The organism is Flavobacterium sufflavum, assembly GCF_004016525.1.
GTDB lineage: Bacteria > Bacteroidota > Bacteroidia > Flavobacteriales > Flavobacteriaceae > Flavobacterium > Flavobacterium sufflavum.
Genome location: NZ_SACJ01000010.1, coordinates 87,178 through 105,088 on the forward strand (window position 1 = coordinate 87,178; position 17,911 = coordinate 105,088).

Consider the following 17,911-nt stretch of genomic DNA (forward strand, 5'->3'; position numbering starts at 1 on the left):
AAAATCCGGATAAAATGTACAAAAAAAAGGTGAGTATAATAAAAATTAATACTTCACCTTTTTAGAATTATTATATTGTTAAAAAACAATATGATTATTTCGATAATATCGTTTATTAATATGTTTTATTAATCAAATAAAAATCAGCCAATACAATTGCAGCCATCGCTTCAACAATAGGCACTGCGCGAGGCACAACACAAGGATCATGACGTCCTTTACCAGTCATCTCGGTAATATTTCCTTTATTGTCTAATGATTCTTGCTTTTGCATAATGGTAGCTACAGGCTTAAAAGCCACTCGGAAATAAATATCCATTCCGTTGCTTATTCCTCCCTGAATTCCTCCTGACAGATTGGTTTTTGTAGTACCATCAGCATTGTATAAATCATTATGCTGACTTCCTTTCATTTTAGAACCTTCAAAACCACTTCCAAATTCGAATCCTTTTACCGCATTGATAGAAAGCATTGCTTTTCCAAGCTCTGCATGTAATTTATCAAAAACAGGTTCTCCAAGTCCAACAGGCACATTTTGAATTACACAAGTAACCACACCTCCTACAGTATCTCCTTCTTTACGAATTTGCTTGATGTAATCTTCCATTGTCGCAGCCATAGCTTCGTCCGGACAACGCACCGGATTACTTTCTATTTTAGAAAAATCCAAATCTTGGTAAGGAGTTTCTAATGAAAGAGGACCTACAGCCGAAACATAAGCATTTATCTTAATTTCAGACAACATTTGTTTAGCAATAGCTCCCGCTACTACTCTACTTGCCGTTTCACGAGCCGAACTTCTTCCTCCTCCACGATAATCCCTGAAACCATATTTTTGATCATACACATAATCAGCATGACTAGGTCTGTAATTATCTTTTATATGCGAATAATCATCCGACTTTTGATTGGTATTTGGAATGATAAAACCAATAGGAGTTCCTGTAGTTTTTCCTTCAAAAATTCCAGATAAAAATTGTACATCATCCGGTTCTTTTCGTTGGGTAACTATAGCTGATTGTCCCGGTTTTCTTCTTGACATTTCTAGTTGAATAGCATCAAAATCTAATGCAATTCCTGATGGGCAACCATCAATTATTCCTCCTAAAGCTTCACCATGTGATTCCCCAAAAGTAGTTATTCTAAATAGTGTTCCGTAGCTATTTCCTGCCATTATAATTAATTTTGAACAAAAGTACCATTTTAGTTTTAGCTTTAAAAATTAAAGATTTAAAGATTTCAATCTTAATCAAAAAATAGCAGCTTCGTTTACAAATAACACACTATTTATTAACCTTAACTTTAAGTTGAATTCATACTTACAGCGTTAATTTGCAAAACAACAAATTAGTAAATCAATTGAAAAAAAGAAAAGTTGAAGTAGTTGTAATCTCCGATGTTCACTTAGGAACTTATGGAAGTCATGCCAAAGAATTATACAATTATCTATCGTCTATAAAACCTGAAATTTTAGTATTGAATGGCGATATTATTGATATTTGGCAATTCAGAAAATCTTATTTCCCTAAATCTCATTTAAAAGTAATCCAGAAAATAATAAGCTTTGCTTCTAAGGGAACTAAAGTCTATTACATCACCGGAAATCACGATGAGATGCTTCGAAAATTTACCGAAATGAATATGGGGAATTTAGTCTTAGCCGATAAAGTGGTCTTAGAACTGGACGATAAAAAAGCCTGGATTTTCCACGGTGATGTTTTTGATGCATCAGTAAATCATGCCAAATGGATTGCTAAATTAGGAGGTTTAGGTTACGATTATTTGATTCTGATTAACCGTTTCTTTAATTGGTGTTTGAAAAAAATAGGCCAGGAACCTTATTCATTTTCTAAAAAAATTAAAGCCAGCGTTAAAAAAGCAGTGAAACATATTTCAGATTTTGAAGAAACCGCAACCGAATTAGCCATCGAAAACAAATACGATTATGTATTATGTGGTCATATTCACGAACCAAAAATAATCAAAAAAGAGAATAAAAACGGTTCAACGATCTATTTGAATTCCGGAGATTGGGTAGAAAATCTAACGGCTTTAGAATACAATAGAAAAAAATGGAAATTATTTCGTTACCAAGAATCAAAACACATAGAAACTGAAAATCTTGACGAAAAAGAAGAACTCTCTGGGGAACAGCTCATTGCCTCTATCATTCTTTCAAAATAAAGGGGTTTAAGCGCCTTATATTTGATAAAATGTGGGAATTATATAAAAATATATAATTATATAGTAAACTTTCCGTTTGATATAAGTTGTAGATTTGTAAACAACAAAACTTTATTTATGAAAAAAATCATTTTATCGGCTTTTATGCTAATGGGATTAGCATTTAGCACACAAGCACAAGAAATTTCAAAAAATGCCTTAGGTTTACGTTTAGGGGACAATGACGGTTTTGGGGGTGAGATTTCATACCAAAGAGGATTGTCGGACAACAACCGTTTAGAATTAGATTTAGGATGGAGAAACAACAACAATGTTGATGCTTTCAAATTAACAGGTATTTACCAATGGGTTTGGAACATTGACGGAAACTTCAACTGGTATGCCGGTGTTGGTGGAGGTTTAGGAAACTGGAACTACAAATACAACAACGTTAGTGATAGCGGAACTTTTGCTTTTGTAGCAGGTGACTTAGGTATTGAATATGGTTTTGATGAAGTGCCAATTCAACTATCTTTAGACATCAGACCTGAATTGTATTTCAACTCTAATGATAATTTTAGAAATGACAACTTTGGCCCGGACATCGCTTTAGGTATCAGATATCAATTCTAAATTCAAAAAAGAATTACACAAAAAATGCCACTATTTCTAGTGGCATTTTCTATTTTACGATGATTTCTTTTTTGGAATTGATTTTCACAACTGTATAAGGATAGGTAATACTTTGTGTAAGCATAGCTCCTGGATCAGGAGTGATTTCTTTTACTTTAATTACAATATTCTTATCAGTTTCCGTTACATTATCAACCTTTATTCCGTAACCTCCTGTGGGTTTTTCACCCATATTGAGTACTATAAAATTAGATTGCTGAACATCATTAGTGCTTATTTTACCTTTTAACTTTTCATCATTAAGCAACATTTTAATTTCCTTAGGTTCAGAAAGAATTTCATAGAAATTAATGTTAGCTCCACCATCATTTTGCTGTAATAAAACTTCATATAGTGGTTTGTTAGTACTTCCTTTCTGTGTTGTACTACAAGAAAAAAGCATTAAAACTACCGCTAATGAAAGGATACTCTTTTTCATTTTTTTACAAATGTCAATTAAGAATTTAATCATTATGAGGTTTATTCAAATGTTTGGCTTTTTTGGTATATTTCTTAATCGCTTTTTCGTAAATATCGATATACAAAGGCAAAATATGTTTAATATCGAATTTCTTAGCTACCGATAAAGCATTCTCCTTGAATTGAGCTAAAACAGTATCGTCTTTCAGGATTTTCAATGCGTTTTCGGCCATTTCATCAATATTACCTACCGTACTTAAATAACCTGAAACACCATCAAAATTTACTTCAGGCAATCCTCCTGAATTACTTGAAATAACCGGAACTCCCCAAGCCATAGCTTCCAGAGCTGCTAATCCGAAACTCTCGGTTTCTGATGGCAATAAAAACAAATCAGAATTACTTAAAATCTTATCAATTTCATTACTGTTTCCAAAGAAAATTACCTTGTCTAATATTCCTAATTCATGGCACAACAATTCCGCTTTTTCTTTTTCAGGCCCATCACCTACCATCAGTAATTTGGCGGGGATTTCTTGTTGAATTTTATAAAATATTTTAATAATATCCGGAATTCGTTTTACTTTTCTAAAATTACTGATATGGGTTATAATTCGTTCTTCATTTTTGGCAATAAGCGAACGCTGACAAGGCATGTTAAAGTCTTTTACATTCTTGTCTAATTCAATAAAGTTGGGAATAACATGAATGTCTCTCTTAATTTTAAATAATTTATAAGTATCGTCTTTTAAACTTTGAGATACCGAAGTCACCACATCTGATTTGTTGATGCTAAAACTAACCGCAGGCTTATAATGCGGATGATTCCCTACCAGAGTGATATCCGTACCGTGCAGCGTTGTAATCATAGGAATTTCGATTCCTTCATCTTTAAGCATTTGCTTGGCCATATAACCCGCATAAGCGTGAGGAATAGCATAATGTACGTGCAACAAATCTATTTTATAGAGTTTCACCATATCGACTAATTTACTCGACAAGGCTAATTCGTAAGGCTGATAATGAAACAAAGGATATTCAGGAACGTTTACTTCGTGATAATGCACATTAGGATTTAATAATGCCAAACGCACCGGTTGGCTATAAGTGATAAAGTGAACTTCATGTCCTAAACGAGCCAATTCTAAACCTAATTCCGTAGCGACAACACCACTTCCTCCAAAGGTTGGATAACAAACAATTGCTATTTTCATCTGTGATTTTTAATACGACTAAATTAATAAAAATAAGGATGTCTTTTCTTAAAAGAAAACTAAAACTGGCTTTCTATTTACTTTGTTGCTGTAGTATCTTCAATCGCTTCATAGATAACGGATTGAATATCTTCACGAATGTTTTCTTTAGATAATTTATTAGCCGATTCATTCGGATAGGTCCTATTGGACAGAAAAACATAAACAATTTCCTTATCCGGATCAGCCCAAGCCATTGTCCCTGTAAAACCAGTATGACCAAAACTGGTCATCGATGCACAACCGCAAGTAGGTCCTGAATCACCTAATTGTGGTTTATCAAACCCAATGCCTCTCCTATTACCTTGTGAGCAATAATAGCAGCTATTAAAATCGTTAAATGTCTTTTCAGAAAAGTATTGTTTTCCGCCATAATTTCCTTTTTGCAAATACAACTGCATCATTTTAGCTACATCCATACTATTCGAAAACACTCCTGCATGCCCGCCAACACCGCCTTGCATGGCAGCTCCCATATCATGCACATAACCCTGAACGGTTTGATGTCTAAAATAAGTATCCACTTCGGTAGGAACAATTCTGTTTTTATCCATTTTCCCTATCGGATTGTACATAGTATTATTTAATCCCAAAGGGTTAAAGAAATTTTCATAAGCCAGAACATCCAGTTTTTTCCCTGTTTCATGTTCCAAATAGGCTTTTAAAATCATAAAAGTAAAATCACTGTATTTATATTCTTTCCTTGGTAACAATTTACTGTCAACGATAATTTTTAAAATAGTATCCTGATAATCAGTTCTCAGATATAAGCTATCTGCAATTTTTATGGAGAAATTTTCGTTGCTTACTTTGCTGTAATATTTATCTAATGGATTTCCTTTTTTATCAATGGTATTTTTATAGAATGGATACCAAGGCTGCAATCGGGCGTAATGCGACAACAACTCTTTAAAATAAATATCTTTTTTATTCGAATTCTTAAAAATGGGCAACATCGAATCTAAGGTAGTTGCCATATTCAACTTTTTCTCATCATACGCTATCATTACATTAGGCAATGTCCCAATAATTTTAGACAACGAAGCCAAATCATAAATATCTGAATTGGATACTTTTATTTCTTTGTCATAGGTATGATAGCCAAATGATTTTTGATAAATCACTTTTCCTTTTCTGGCTACAAGAATTTGCATTCCGGGAGTCATTCTTCCATTGATAGCTCTTTCCGCAATCACATCTATTTTAGATAAAATTGCTGGATTCATTCCAACATTTTCCGGTGCAGCAAAGCCTAAAACATTTAGTTTTTCGGTTGTTAATCCAAAAATTTCTTTATTATCAGAAGAAGTAGTTACAGGCAACTTTCCTTTGGCAGCTATAGCTCCAAAAATCAATTCAGCCGAAACAACCTGGGCAACAGCACTATTTTGATATGAAACAATTAATCCTTCAACAACACTAAAATCCTTGATGGATAATAAAACAGAAGGTGATGCAAATACATCTAAAATAATCTGATTGTTTTGAGCTAAAAATGCAATTTTGTTTAATTCTTCTTCAGAAAATTTTTGGTCAGTCCATAAGGTATTCGAAGTATGATAACCAATAATTACGGTTGAAAATCCTTTTAATTTTGCCTGTAAACTGTTTAAGTCAGTATCATTAATTTCGGTTACTTCAGTATATTTTCTAAGTGTTTCCACAAAAGAATCATTGAAAGCATCACCTAATTCCACATAAGCAATCTTCTGATTTCCTATGTCTTTTATTGGTAAAACAGAATTAGCATTTTTTAAAACCGTAATTGTATTTTCACACCATTCATATTGCGTAGCTTCGGTTTTAGCTGCATTAAAATTTTCATACAACTGATTTAATGCATCATCAGACAAATGTTGCAATTGAAAATCATCAGTTACCACTTGGGTAGTTACGGGATTTTTAGAAACAGCTACTGCCTGCTTATTCCTTTTTGTTGTACTACAGGCAGCTACAAAAAAAAATAAGACATAAAGAAGCAAAATCCTGATGTCTATATTTTTCATAAAAGAATATTTTATTTTTAAAAGAAACGACTATGCCAGCTGTCTGCTGCAGGTACTTCCCAAGATTCATTGTATTCTTGAATATTGTTAATCAAATTATTGAAAACAATCGTATTTTCGGTAACCGCTTTGTCTTTTACCATCTTTTTGAAATCAATCAATGTTTTATGAGCAATATGTTCCCCTAATTTGAAAGTTACATTCATTTTATCCAATAAATCAACCTGATATTTTTGTTCTAATTTTTGAATAAAAGCAACCGAAGCATCAATAGAACAACCTGTAGCAGCCTGAACTTCCTGATTTACAGCAATAATTATAAAGCGATTGTATTTTAATTGATAAGAAGCTTCTAAACTGGTACCGTGTGCAGCCCAACCATTAAGAAACAATTCTAAGTCGGCTTCGATTTCAGAAAATTCGGCATCCGAAAATTTTCTATTCGATTGATAGATCCAAATTCTGGATTCTTCTGGTAAATTTTCAAATGGTACGTACATGATAAATTATTTTATTTTTATTAAACTCAAAATGAGGAAACCATACCAAATCCTAGTTGTTTTCCATCATAATAAGGGACAAATACTGATTTTCTATTTTTATGTTTTTTAGACGACAACAATCCGTTTACAGTAGGATACAACCAGTAAGCTGCTTTTGCGCTAAGAATTCCTATCCCTGCTCCTGCTACAACATCAGTTAACCAATGACGATTATTATAGATTCTAAAAGCTCCTGTTCCAGCTGCAACTGCATATCCTGCAATTCCATACCAAGGTGAAACGTCTTTGTATTCCTGATACATTAATTCAGCTCCCATAAAGGCTACTGCTGTATGTCCTGAAGGAAAGGAATCAAAACTGGAACCATCCGGTCTTTCTACCTTAGTTGTCTTTTTTAGAGTTCCTACGGTTATACCCATAATTAAACTGGAAGTGGCAAGAATGATTGTTTTGTCTCTAAGATTATTTTTTCCCTTGATTCCCAAAGCACTTAAACCATATAGAGATGCAACCGGTAAATACAGAGTAAAGTCATCTATAGTAAACTTCGAATCGATATTTTCATTAACCTCTTCCCTGATTTCTGAATTAACTGATTTTAAAAAATCACTTCCAAGACCTACCACTCCGTAAGTAATAAATACAGCCGGAATAATCAATTGTTTTTTATTGAAATGTAATTGTTCCTGAGCTTTTATTTCTAAAGTGTCTGCTTTTTTTTCATCAAAATTAATCTGAGCTTGCAAAGCAAAACTCATAAGTAATAGTAAGGAGAAAACAGATTTTTTTAAAATCATTTTTAGTTCTTTAATTAGAAACCAAATCTACAAATCCTGAGCATTAGCAATCAATTCGGCAATATCCATCACTTTTACTTCACCTTCTTTTTCTTTGTTCTTAATTCCATCCGTCATCATCGTATTACAAAATGGACATCCGGTAGCAATTATTTCCGATTGAGTCGCTAAAGCGTCTTCGGTTCTTTCGATGTTTATTTCTTTATTTCCTTTTTCGGCATCTTTAAACATCTGCGCTCCTCCAGCTCCACAACACAAACCATTAACTTTAGAACGTTTCATTTCAACCAACTCCACATCTAATTTTTCAATTAAATTACGAGGTGCTTCATATACTTTATTAGCTCTACCTAAATAACAAGGATCGTGAAAAGTAATTTTTTTGCCTTTAAACTGACCTCCTTCAATGCTTAATCTTCCATCATCCAATAAGGATTTTAAAAACTCAGTATGATGAACCACTTCATATTTCCCACCTAATTCAGGATATTCGTTTTTCAACGTATTAAAACAATGCGGACAAGCGGTAACAATCTTCTTTGCTTCATAAGCATTCAGCACTTCGATGTTCATCATGGCTTGCATTTGAAACAAAAACTCATTTCCTGCTCTTTTTGCCGGATCTCCAGTACAACTTTCTTCGGTACCTAGAACTGCAAACGAAACATTCGCACTATTTAGTATACGTACAAATGCTTTGGTAATTTTTTTGGCTCTATCATCAAAACTTCCTGCACAACCTACCCAAAATAAAACTTCTGGTTGTTTTCCTTGGGCCAGCATTTCTGCCATTGTAGGTACTATCAAATTTTCTGACATTGTTTTATCTATTTTTCAAAAAGCTTAAAAGCTAATTGTAAGTGTTATTCATTTTTTTAAAACTAAATCAAAAATGAGATTAGTTTTCGTTCTTCCAATTCAATCGATCCTGCTGATTGTAAGGCCAAGGCGCTCCATTGTTTTCTACATTAGTCATCATGGCATTCAAAGTGGTTGGCGCAGCACTTTGCTCCATTACTAAATAACGACGCATATCCATAATTATAGACAAAGGACTAATACTAACAGGACATTCCTCAACACAAGCATTACAAGAAGTACATGCCCAAAGTTCTTCGGGAGTGATATAATCATTCAACAATGACTTATTATCCGGTACAAAAACACCTTTATTGGCATCGATATTTCTACCCACTTCCTCCATTCTGTCGCGGGTATCCATCATAATTTTACGAGGAGACAATTTCTTTCCAGTAACATTAGCCGGACAAACTGATGTACATCTTCCACATTCGGTACAGGTATAAGCATTAAGCAATTGTACCCAATTTAAGTCTTGTATATCACTAGCTCCAAATTTTGCATGAACTTCTCCTTCCGGAGCTGCAGGAGCAGCAAATGGATCTACATTAGGATCCATCATCATTTTTACTTCTTTAGTAACAGAAGCTAAATTATCAAACTCTCCCAGCGGATTTAAATTAGCGAAATAAGTATTTGGGAAAGCCAATAAAATATGAAGGTGTTTTGAGAAGTACAAATAGTTCATAAATACTAAAATCCCAACTATGTGCAACCACCAAAACAGTTCATAAAACAAAGCTACCAAATTACTGTTAGTTCCATTAAATAAAGGTTCCAAAAACTGACTTACAGGAAAAGAACCTGCTTGTATAAAATGCGAATAACCTCCGGGAACATTTTGCAAATGCAAATCGGAAGCATTCATAAACAAAAACAAGAACATTAATATGGTTTCAGCATAAAGGATATAATTGGCATCCTTTTTAGGAAATCCATTCAAATCAGGATTTATAAAACGCTTTAATCTTACTATGTTTCTTCTCATCCAAAATACGGTTACCGCAACAATAACCAATAAGGCTAATATTTCGAAAGAAGCAATTAATACATTATAAAAACTACCTAAAAAGGGAGCAAAAATGCGGTGTGTACCAAATAATCCATCAATGATGATTTCCAGTAATTCGATATTGATAATTATAAAACCTGCATAAACAATGATGTGAAGCACACCGGCTATAGGTCTTCTAACCATTTTTGATTGCCCCAAAGCAATCATAGCCATGTTTTTCCATCTTTGATTTGGATTGTCTTTTCTATTTACATCAATACCTAAATTGATATTTCTGTAGATTTTTTTGATATTGGAAATGAAATAACCAAAACCAACAATTAAAACTATTGCAAATAATATATTATCTAAATAACTCATATCGTGTTATTTTTTAACTTTTGAAATGGTATCATTAGGTGCTTTATAAGGCTTGTTTTTCTTCCCAAAAAGAGAAACATTAACATATCTTGTAGGATACAAACGAACGTCTTGAAGCAGTAACTCTAACTCTTTTGAAGTTTTAGATAAATTATTATAAAACATATCGTCGTTTAATAACTTGCCCATACTTCCGTTTCCGGCTTCTAAACCAGTCATGATTCCGTTTACTTTTGCCAAAGTAGTATTTAAACTTTTAACCGTTTTTCCTAAATCGGCTTTGTTTAAAGAATCTGAGATTTTTGAAAAATTACTGGAAACCTTATTAAAATTAGAAACAGCCCCGTTAATTTGAGCTTTGTTATCTGCCAACATTGAGTTCACTCCGGCAGAAGCCTGATGGAACTGCTCCATTGTTTTGCTCAATTCAGCTAAACTTTTCTTTAAATCTTCCTGCGTTTTTTTATTAAGGACATTATTGATACCGGTGATAAGATTGTCGGCATTAACTAATACTTTTTCAATTTTATCCTGAAGTGGAACTAATTTTTTACTCAAAGATTCAGTCATTCCTAATCGCACATTTGCTTTTAGGTGATCTCCTTGTTCTACAATATTCTTGTCTGAAAAATTAGGCTCAATAGCAATTTGTTTTCCGCCTATGAATCCCGGCTCGTAGATGGTAGCAAGACTTGATTTTGCAATTGGAAAATCAGTTTTAATTTGCAATTCAACCAATAGTTTACCAGTATTAGGGTCAATACTGATTTTTTCTATTTTACCAATAACCAAACCGTTTAAAGTTACCGGAGCTGATGGTGCTAAACCTTCTACACTGTCATATTCTACATACAATGTGGTATAACTGTTAAAAAGGTCTTTTCCTTTTAAAAAACTATACCCCAAAATAAATAATAATATCGATGCAATTACTAAAATCGCAGTTTTAATCTCTCTAGTTAATTTCAAAATATAAGTATTTAGTGCAAATTTAGTATAAATATTAGAACTTGGCGTTATTTAATTGCGTCTTGAACATCGATTTTATTGCCTTTTTTATACGCAACTAAAAAAGCAGAATTAAAGCCTTTGGATTTTGCTTCATCTAAAAGTTTTTTGGACACCTCATAATCAGCGGTTTCCCCATAAAAATATTTATAATTTTCACCTGTAGGCTCCATAGACACATTTTTCAGGCCTTTGAATCTTTTAGAATCCAAGTCTAATTTTTTAGCCGTAACTGCAAGCTGAACTTTAAAAACAACATCTGATTTTACCTGGCTTTTAGGTTCATCAGAATCTGACTTTTCTTTAGCGGTATCTTCGGTTCTTTCAAGCATTCTTTGTGAAGGCTTTACATCCACATCTGATTCACCACCAAAATATTCGTTTTTATAACTAACAATCGCATTGGCAATAGCTCTGGCAATATCATTTTGACCTTCTTCAGAATCTAAGATATTCCCTTCCTCATAATTAGATATAAATCCAGTTTCAATCAAAACCCTTGGCATATAAGCTTTATGCAGTACCATAAAAGGAGCTTGTTTTACTCCACCCTGACGAATTTTTTTTCCTAATTTCTCAAAATTATCTTCAACTTTACTGGCTAACGAAATACTATTATCTAAATATTCTTCCTGCATTAATGTCATTCCAATCATTGACTCAGGAGAATTCGGATCAAAACCTTCATATTTACGTTTATAATCTTTTTCTAAGGTAATAACCGAGTTCTCTTTTTTAGCGGCTTCCAGGTTCGATGCAACTTTACTCAAACCCATTACATATGTTTCCGTTCCGTCAGCAGCTGTGTTTCTATTAGCATTACAATGGATAGAAACAAAAATATTAGCATTGGCTCTGTTGGCAATATTGGCTCTTTCGACCAAATCAATAAAAACATCCGTTTTACGGGTATATATAACCTCAATTTTAGGATTTTCTTCTAAAATTTTCCCCACTTTCAAAACCACAGCCAAGGCAATATTTTTTTCGATATGTCCATTATAATTAGCTCCAAAATCGTGCGCTCCATGACCTGCATCAAGAGTTACCTTAAAAACATCCGATTGACTGTATGCTGAGTTACAAACTACCATTACTAAAAACGATAATACCGTAGTTGCTTTTCTTATTTTATTTATTAATTCCAAAATCTTTTATTTTTTACTCATTAAATCCCTAAACAACTCATTGTTATTCCTAAAGCTATTCTTCATTATCATTAACAATAAACGCCTTTAAATACCCTACATTCCTGGCTTCTGACTGCAATTTTTTAGCTTCCTCAAAACTTGAAGTTCCTCCATACATGTATCTGTAAAGATTATTCAAAAATACATAGGATACATTTTTCAGACCTTTAAAATTACTCGGTTGTAATTTTATTTTTTTCGGACTTGCCAAAAGCTGTACTTTATAGATTAAATCAGCTGAATCAGTATTTTTTACTGATGCTTCACTATTTTTTTTCTTAGTTGAATCTTTTTTCTCTTTATAATCGTATTTTGATTCGTTTGCTTCAAAATTTTTGTTTTTATAATCTAAAATAGCATCGGCAATTTGTTCTGCCATTTTAGTTTGCCCTTCTTCTGAATCCAAAAAGCTTCCTTCCGCTTTATTAGATAAAAAACCTAATTCAATCAAAACACTAGGCATATAAGCCGCATCCAGCACCCATAAAGGCTGCTGCTTCACGCCTCTTGAACCTCTTTTTATTTTTTTTGTAAAATTACCCTGAATTCTTGACGCTAAAGCAATACTATTATTTAGATTTTCTTCCTGAATCATCGTCAATCCTATCAATGTTTCTGGTTTTTTAGGATCAAAACCCTGATATTTTGTCTTATAATCTTTCTCTAGCAAAATAACCGAATTTTCTTTTTTAGCTACTTCTAAATTCATGTCATGTCTGGACAACCCCATAACAAAAGTTTCTGTACCATTTGGCCCTTCATTTTTAACTGAATTGCAATGTATGGATACAAATAAATTTGCATTGGCTTTATTAGCAACTTTAGGTCTGTCAACTAATTCAATAAACACATCTGAAGTACGGGTGTATATGACTTTTACACCATGTGCTTTTTCTAAAAATTCTCCAACCTTTAAAACTGTTTTAAGCGCGATTTCTTTTTCCACAAAACCGTGATAAGAGTTCCCGGGATCTTTTCCTCCGTGACCCGCATCAAGAATGACTTTAAAAACCTTGTTATTCTGGGAAAAAACTGAACTAAATCCAAACAACATTAAAATTGCTATTAAAATAAAGTTCTTATAATTGGATTTCATTTTTAAAAGTTAATTTAATTAAAAACACTATGCTTAGAAATTTTGTATTTGACTATTTTTGACGAAAAATAATCTGTAAGTTTGACACTTCAAAAAACAAGCCATAATTTTACAAAAATAGCATTTATACCTTTGCATACAAACTTATTTCATATCGTTTTATTATCATTTTTCCTAACAATTGGGATGTCTAACATATACTCGCAAGATATCTCTAAAAAAACGAAAACCATCTCGGCTAAGCCATCAAAAAAAGAGGCTAAATCAAAAAAAGAAACTAAAACTACTGTTACTGATACTCTTAAAAAAGAAAATGACAGTATAAAAACAGACAGTATAAAACCTAAAAAAGCTTTTCTTGAAGGAAAGGTAAAATACAAAGCCGACAATTACGCTAAGATTGACCAAAAGAAGAAATTAATCACTTTATATGACAATGCAGAACTTTACTATCAGGATATCGAATTAAAATCAGGTAAAATCATATTGGATTACGAAAAAAATGAGGTTTACGCTGGTAGAATTAAAGATTCAACGGGGAAATTTACCCAATATCCAAACTTCAAACAAGGTTCCAATGTTATAGAACCCGATTCGATTCGTTTTAATTTTAAAACAAAAAAGGCGTTGATTTGGAATTCCAAAACTGATCAGGGTGAATTTAATGTAAAAGCAGCTATTACAAAAAAAGAAAATGATTCCGTTTACTTTTTAAAAGGTGCTCGTTTTACAACATCTACCAATAAAGAAAATCCAGAATATTATTTCCAAACCTCTAAAGTAAAATTTATTCCTGGTAAAAAAGTGATTACCGGATTAACACATCTGGTTATTGCCGACGTTCCTACTCCTATTGCCCTTCCCTTTGCTTTTTTCCCAATGAGTAAAGAAACAAGCGTATCAGGATTGATTTTACCTAGTTATAACGACTCTAACACTAGAGGATTTTCTTTGCAAAACGGAGGGTATTATTTTGCATTGAGCGATCATTATGACTTAACAGTACTGGGAGATTATTATACTAATGGTAGTTACGGAATGCGATTTGAATCTGCTTACGCTACTCGCTATAAATTTAGAGGAAATGTAAACTTTCGTTTTGAAAATCTTATCAACAGCGAGAGAGGATATCCTGACTATTCAAGGCAAAACATCTATAATATCCAATGGTCGCATTCGAGGGATTCCAAAGCAAATCCCAATTCGAGTTTCTCAGCATCCGTTAACTTAGGAAGTAGTAAATATTTCAAACAGTCTATCAACCAATCTAACAATGGTTCGACGCTGAACAACACCTTGAGTTCCTCGATTTCGTATTCTAAGACATTTAACATCGTACCACAAGCCAGATTGTCATTGTCTGCAACGCATTCGCAAAACACGCAAACCCAAAGTATCAACATGACCCTGCCTACGTTGCAATTTAGTTTGGATAGAATTTACCCATTTGTTGGAAAAGATGGGGTAAAAAAGGGATTCTTTAAAAACATCAATTTACAATACAATCTGAACGGTAGAAATTACATCAACACAACAGATTCTTTGTTTTTCAAACCTGGAATGTTTAAAGATGCACAAGTTGGTTTCCAACACAGTATTCCTTTAAGTACCAACTTTAAATTATTTAAATATTTTAGTGCTACAACATCGGTAAATTATGAAGAAATTTGGTATCTAAAAACCATCCGAAGAGGGTATGACAGCGACAAAAGTGCTGTAGTGGATCGAACAGTAAACGGATTTGATGCTTTTAGAACTTACAATTTATCGGCAAGTTTAGGAACTACCATTTATGGAACTTTCAATTTTGGTGACGATAAAAAAATACAGGCTATCAGACACGTCATGAGACCATCGATTTCTTATGGCTATACTCCTAGTTTTGAAAAATATTACGACACCTATTCCTCTGATGCAAGTGGAAGAATGGACAAACAATACACCCGTTTTGAAGGCGGTATGTTTGGAGCACCTGGACTAAGCAATTCTAACACCTTAGGAATAAGCATCAGCAACACCTTTGAAGCTAAAGTAAGAGATGCCGATTCTACAAAAACAGAACCTAAGAAAGTCATGTTGCTAAACAACCTGAATCTATCTACAAGCTACAATCTTGATGCCGATGGAGTTACTGCACTAGCCTGGTCTCCTGTAAGGGTAAGTACCGGAGCACAATTTTTCGAAAATAAATTGAATGCCAACTTTGCCACGACCTTAGATCCTTATGCTATTGATAATTCAGGACAAAGAATAAACAAGTACAATATTGACAATGGTGGAAGCTTATTCCGAATGACCAGTGCCAACATTACCTTAAACTATTCGCTCTCCAGCAAGGACAAGGACAATAAAAAAGATAAAAAAGACGATCAAACCACCAGGAATGGAGGTCGTGAAGACGATCTTTTTGGAAGAGCTACCGATTTAAATGACAACAGAAAGAGTCAGTTTGATGGTAGCGAGGAAAAAGGCGAAGACACTATTTCGGAGTTTTTCAATTCAAAAATACCATGGGATATGACTTTTGCCTATTCATTTACCTACGGAAACAACAATAGGGAAAAGCAAATCACAGGTAACTCTATCATGATATCCGCCAATACCGATTTAACTCCTAAATGGAAGGTAGGAGTTTCGACAGGATACGATTTTGTACAAAAAGGAGTAACTTACACTCAATTGCGTTTTGAACGTGATTTAGCAAGCTGGAGATTGAGTTTTAACTGGACTCCTTTTGGAACCAATGCGAACTGGAATTTCTTCATCGGAATTAAATCGGGTATCCTAAGCGATATCAAATGGGAAAAACGTAGTTATCCGAATCGTTAATATTTTTATTTACACAAAAACAACTTTGGTTTCATCTTAAATTTTAGTAACATGAAGAAAGTAATTTTTACAGAAAAAGCACCAGCTCCTATTGGACCTTACAACCAAGCCATACTTACAGGAAACACTTTATACACTTCAGGACAAATTGCTATCAATCCTGCTGACGGAACTTTAGTTACTAGCACTATTGAAGCCGAAACAACGCAGGTAATGAAAAACCTAGAAGCAGTTTTAGAAGCCGCAGGAATGACTTTCGAAAACGTGGTAAAATCGACGATTTTCATCATGAACATGAATGATTTTGGAAGTATCAATACCATTTACGGATCTTATTTTAACGAAAAAACCGCTCCAGCACGTGAAACGGTTCAAGTGGCATGCTTGCCAAAAAATGTAAATGTTGAGATATCAGTAATTGCTATACTCTAGTAGCAATTGCATCTAATAACAATTGTGCAGTAGCCTCATTTGTAGCTAAAGGCACATTATGGACATCACATACACGAACGAGCATATTAACATCTGGTTCGTGTGGGTGACTCGCCAAAGGATCTTTGAAAAAGAAAACCATGTGTGTTTTTCCTTCAGCAACCCTAGCCGCAATTTGCGCATCACCACCAATAGGTCCCGAAAGCATTTTCATTACCTTAAAACCTGCTTTTTCGGCTCTTCCTCCTGTAGTACCAGTAGCAATAAGCTCAATACTGTCTCTCAATAAAATGTCTTTATTTTTGTTTAAAAACTGAACCATATCAGCTTTTTTACCATCGTGTGAAATAATAGCAATTTCCATAATTCTTATTGATTAGCGACATGGTACGAAATCAAACCATCTATTGGTCTTCTCAATACGTTTCCTAATTGAAGATTGTATTTATCAAAAGCATGTTGTAATTCATCCTTTAAATAATAAGCAATAGAACCTACAAAATGCACAGGTACTTCTTTGCAATTATCATATTGCATTACATAATTTTTGACAAAAGATTTCATCCCTTTACGAATTATTTTTTGGCAAAATTCAGTATCCTTATGTTGAATTAAAAATTTAGCAAAAGTGGCTAAATAAGCATTAGGATTTTCTTCTTTATATAATTTACTTTTAATAAAATCAGGATCAACATTAAATTCTTTTTCAAATTCAACAACCAAATCCTTTGGCATTTTATTAAAATAGTATTTTCTAATCAATTCCTTTCCGTAAACATTTCCACTAGAATCATCCATAACGATATACCCTAATGATTGTACTTTTTGATGCAATAAAGTTCCATCAAAATAACTACAATTTGAACCTGTTCCTAAAATACAAACAATTGCTTTTTGATCTTTTGGAGTAGTTGCATAAACTGCTGCATAAGTATCTTCCTCAACTACAATTTGAGCATTAGGAAAATAATCCTGAAAAACTTCTTTCAAAGCAATTTTCATTCTATCAGTTCCACAACCTGCACCATAAAAATACAAATGTGTTGCTGCTTTTTTACTTTGTTGAATATCAAATCGGTCATCAAGTCTTTCAACAATTTGCTCTCCTTCTAAGATTTCCGGGTTCAATCCTAAAGTTTGGGTGGTAAATAATATTTTTCCGTGATCATCTATCGCAATCCAATCGGCCTTGGTAGAACCACTATCAACAATTAATTTCATTCGTTCTTTTTTTGGTGTGTTAGTTTTTGATTTTCATTAAACTTCAATTGAATTTAACGTTAATCGTTTAGTTTTAAAAATAAAA

17 protein-coding genes are annotated in these 17,911 nt (G+C 33.3%); 4 read left to right on the top strand and 13 right to left on the bottom strand.

The annotated features are described in order from the left end of the window. Nucleotides 1-115 precede the first annotated feature (115 nt). Nucleotides 116-1,174, bottom strand: a complete 1,059-nt coding sequence (gene aroC / locus EOD40_RS14330) for a chorismate synthase (RefSeq protein WP_128196686.1) — start codon at nt 1,172-1,174, stop codon at nt 116-118. Nucleotides 1,175-1,359: 185 nt separating this feature from the next. On the opposite strand from aroC, the gene EOD40_RS14335 reads away from it, so the two are divergent. Beyond that, nucleotides 1,360-2,184, top strand: a complete 825-nt coding sequence (locus EOD40_RS14335; RefSeq protein WP_128196688.1) for a UDP-2,3-diacylglucosamine diphosphatase — start codon at nt 1,360-1,362, stop codon at nt 2,182-2,184. 117 nt (nt 2,185-2,301) lie between these two features. Then, nucleotides 2,302-2,796 carry a porin family protein gene (locus EOD40_RS14340; protein ID WP_128196690.1) on the top strand — a complete coding sequence of 165 codons (495 nt, stop codon included), beginning with the start codon at nt 2,302-2,304 and terminating at the stop codon, nt 2,794-2,796. 49 nt (nt 2,797-2,845) lie between these two features. On the opposite strand, the gene EOD40_RS14345 is transcribed toward EOD40_RS14340, so the two are convergent. The 10 genes from EOD40_RS14345 to EOD40_RS14390 all read right to left on the bottom strand — a co-directional run bounded on the left by EOD40_RS14345 (nt 2,846) and on the right by EOD40_RS14390 (nt 13,344). Further along, the gene (locus EOD40_RS14345) at nt 2,846-3,274 is read right to left on the bottom strand and encodes a protease complex subunit PrcB family protein (RefSeq protein ID WP_128196692.1); all 429 of its coding nucleotides are present in this window, start codon (nt 3,272-3,274) and stop codon (nt 2,846-2,848) included. A gap of 25 nt (nt 3,275-3,299) precedes the next feature. Then, nucleotides 3,300-4,469, bottom strand: coding sequence for an N-acetyl-alpha-D-glucosaminyl L-malate synthase BshA (gene bshA / locus EOD40_RS14350; RefSeq protein WP_128196693.1), 1,170 nt, complete (start codon nt 4,467-4,469; stop codon nt 3,300-3,302). A 77-nt stretch (nt 4,470-4,546) separates the two neighbouring features. Beyond that, nucleotides 4,547-6,514 carry a serine hydrolase domain-containing protein gene (locus EOD40_RS14355; RefSeq protein ID WP_128196695.1) on the bottom strand — a complete coding sequence of 656 codons (1,968 nt, stop codon included), beginning with the start codon at nt 6,512-6,514 and terminating at the stop codon, nt 4,547-4,549. Nucleotides 6,515-6,531: 17 nt separating this feature from the next. Next, nucleotides 6,532-7,014, bottom strand: a complete 483-nt coding sequence (locus tag EOD40_RS14360) for an ABC transporter ATPase (protein ID WP_128196697.1) — start codon at nt 7,012-7,014, stop codon at nt 6,532-6,534. A gap of 26 nt (nt 7,015-7,040) precedes the next feature. After that, nucleotides 7,041-7,814 carry a phosphatase PAP2 family protein gene (locus tag EOD40_RS14365; protein WP_128196699.1) on the bottom strand — a complete coding sequence of 258 codons (774 nt, stop codon included), beginning with the start codon at nt 7,812-7,814 and terminating at the stop codon, nt 7,041-7,043. Nucleotides 7,815-7,841: 27 nt separating this feature from the next. Next, complete coding sequence (locus tag EOD40_RS14370; protein ID WP_128196701.1) at nt 7,842-8,633, bottom strand: (Fe-S)-binding protein; 792 nt, start codon at nt 8,631-8,633, stop codon at nt 7,842-7,844. A gap of 79 nt (nt 8,634-8,712) precedes the next feature. Continuing rightward, complete coding sequence (locus EOD40_RS14375) at nt 8,713-10,050, bottom strand: (Fe-S)-binding protein (protein WP_128196703.1); 1,338 nt, start codon at nt 10,048-10,050, stop codon at nt 8,713-8,715. Nucleotides 10,051-10,056: 6 nt separating this feature from the next. Next, nucleotides 10,057-11,019, bottom strand: coding sequence for an MlaD family protein (locus EOD40_RS14380; RefSeq protein WP_128196704.1), 963 nt, complete (start codon nt 11,017-11,019; stop codon nt 10,057-10,059). A 47-nt stretch (nt 11,020-11,066) separates the two neighbouring features. Continuing rightward, nucleotides 11,067-12,152 carry an N-acetylmuramoyl-L-alanine amidase family protein gene (locus tag EOD40_RS14385; RefSeq protein ID WP_128196763.1) on the bottom strand — a complete coding sequence of 362 codons (1,086 nt, stop codon included), beginning with the start codon at nt 12,150-12,152 and terminating at the stop codon, nt 11,067-11,069. A 109-nt stretch (nt 12,153-12,261) separates the two neighbouring features. Next, nucleotides 12,262-13,344, bottom strand: coding sequence for an N-acetylmuramoyl-L-alanine amidase (locus EOD40_RS14390; RefSeq protein ID WP_128196705.1), 1,083 nt, complete (start codon nt 13,342-13,344; stop codon nt 12,262-12,264). A gap of 81 nt (nt 13,345-13,425) precedes the next feature. On the opposite strand from EOD40_RS14390, the gene EOD40_RS14395 reads away from it, so the two are divergent. Both EOD40_RS14395 and EOD40_RS14400 read left to right on the top strand, forming a co-directional pair. Further along, nucleotides 13,426-16,173 (top strand): putative LPS assembly protein LptD, encoded by a 2,748-nt coding sequence (locus tag EOD40_RS14395; RefSeq protein WP_128196706.1) that lies wholly within the window; start codon nt 13,426-13,428, stop codon nt 16,171-16,173. A gap of 51 nt (nt 16,174-16,224) precedes the next feature. Next, nucleotides 16,225-16,605, top strand: coding sequence for a RidA family protein (locus EOD40_RS14400; protein WP_128196707.1), 381 nt, complete (start codon nt 16,225-16,227; stop codon nt 16,603-16,605). Here the strand turns inward: EOD40_RS14400 and EOD40_RS14405 are convergent. Then, nucleotides 16,595-16,969, bottom strand: coding sequence for a methylglyoxal synthase (locus tag EOD40_RS14405; protein WP_128196708.1), 375 nt, complete (start codon nt 16,967-16,969; stop codon nt 16,595-16,597). The genes EOD40_RS14400 and EOD40_RS14405 overlap by 11 nt on opposite strands. A gap of 5 nt (nt 16,970-16,974) precedes the next feature. Further along, complete coding sequence (locus EOD40_RS14410; protein ID WP_128196709.1) at nt 16,975-17,826, bottom strand: N-acetylglucosamine kinase; 852 nt, start codon at nt 17,824-17,826, stop codon at nt 16,975-16,977. Nucleotides 17,827-17,911 lie beyond the last annotated feature (85 nt).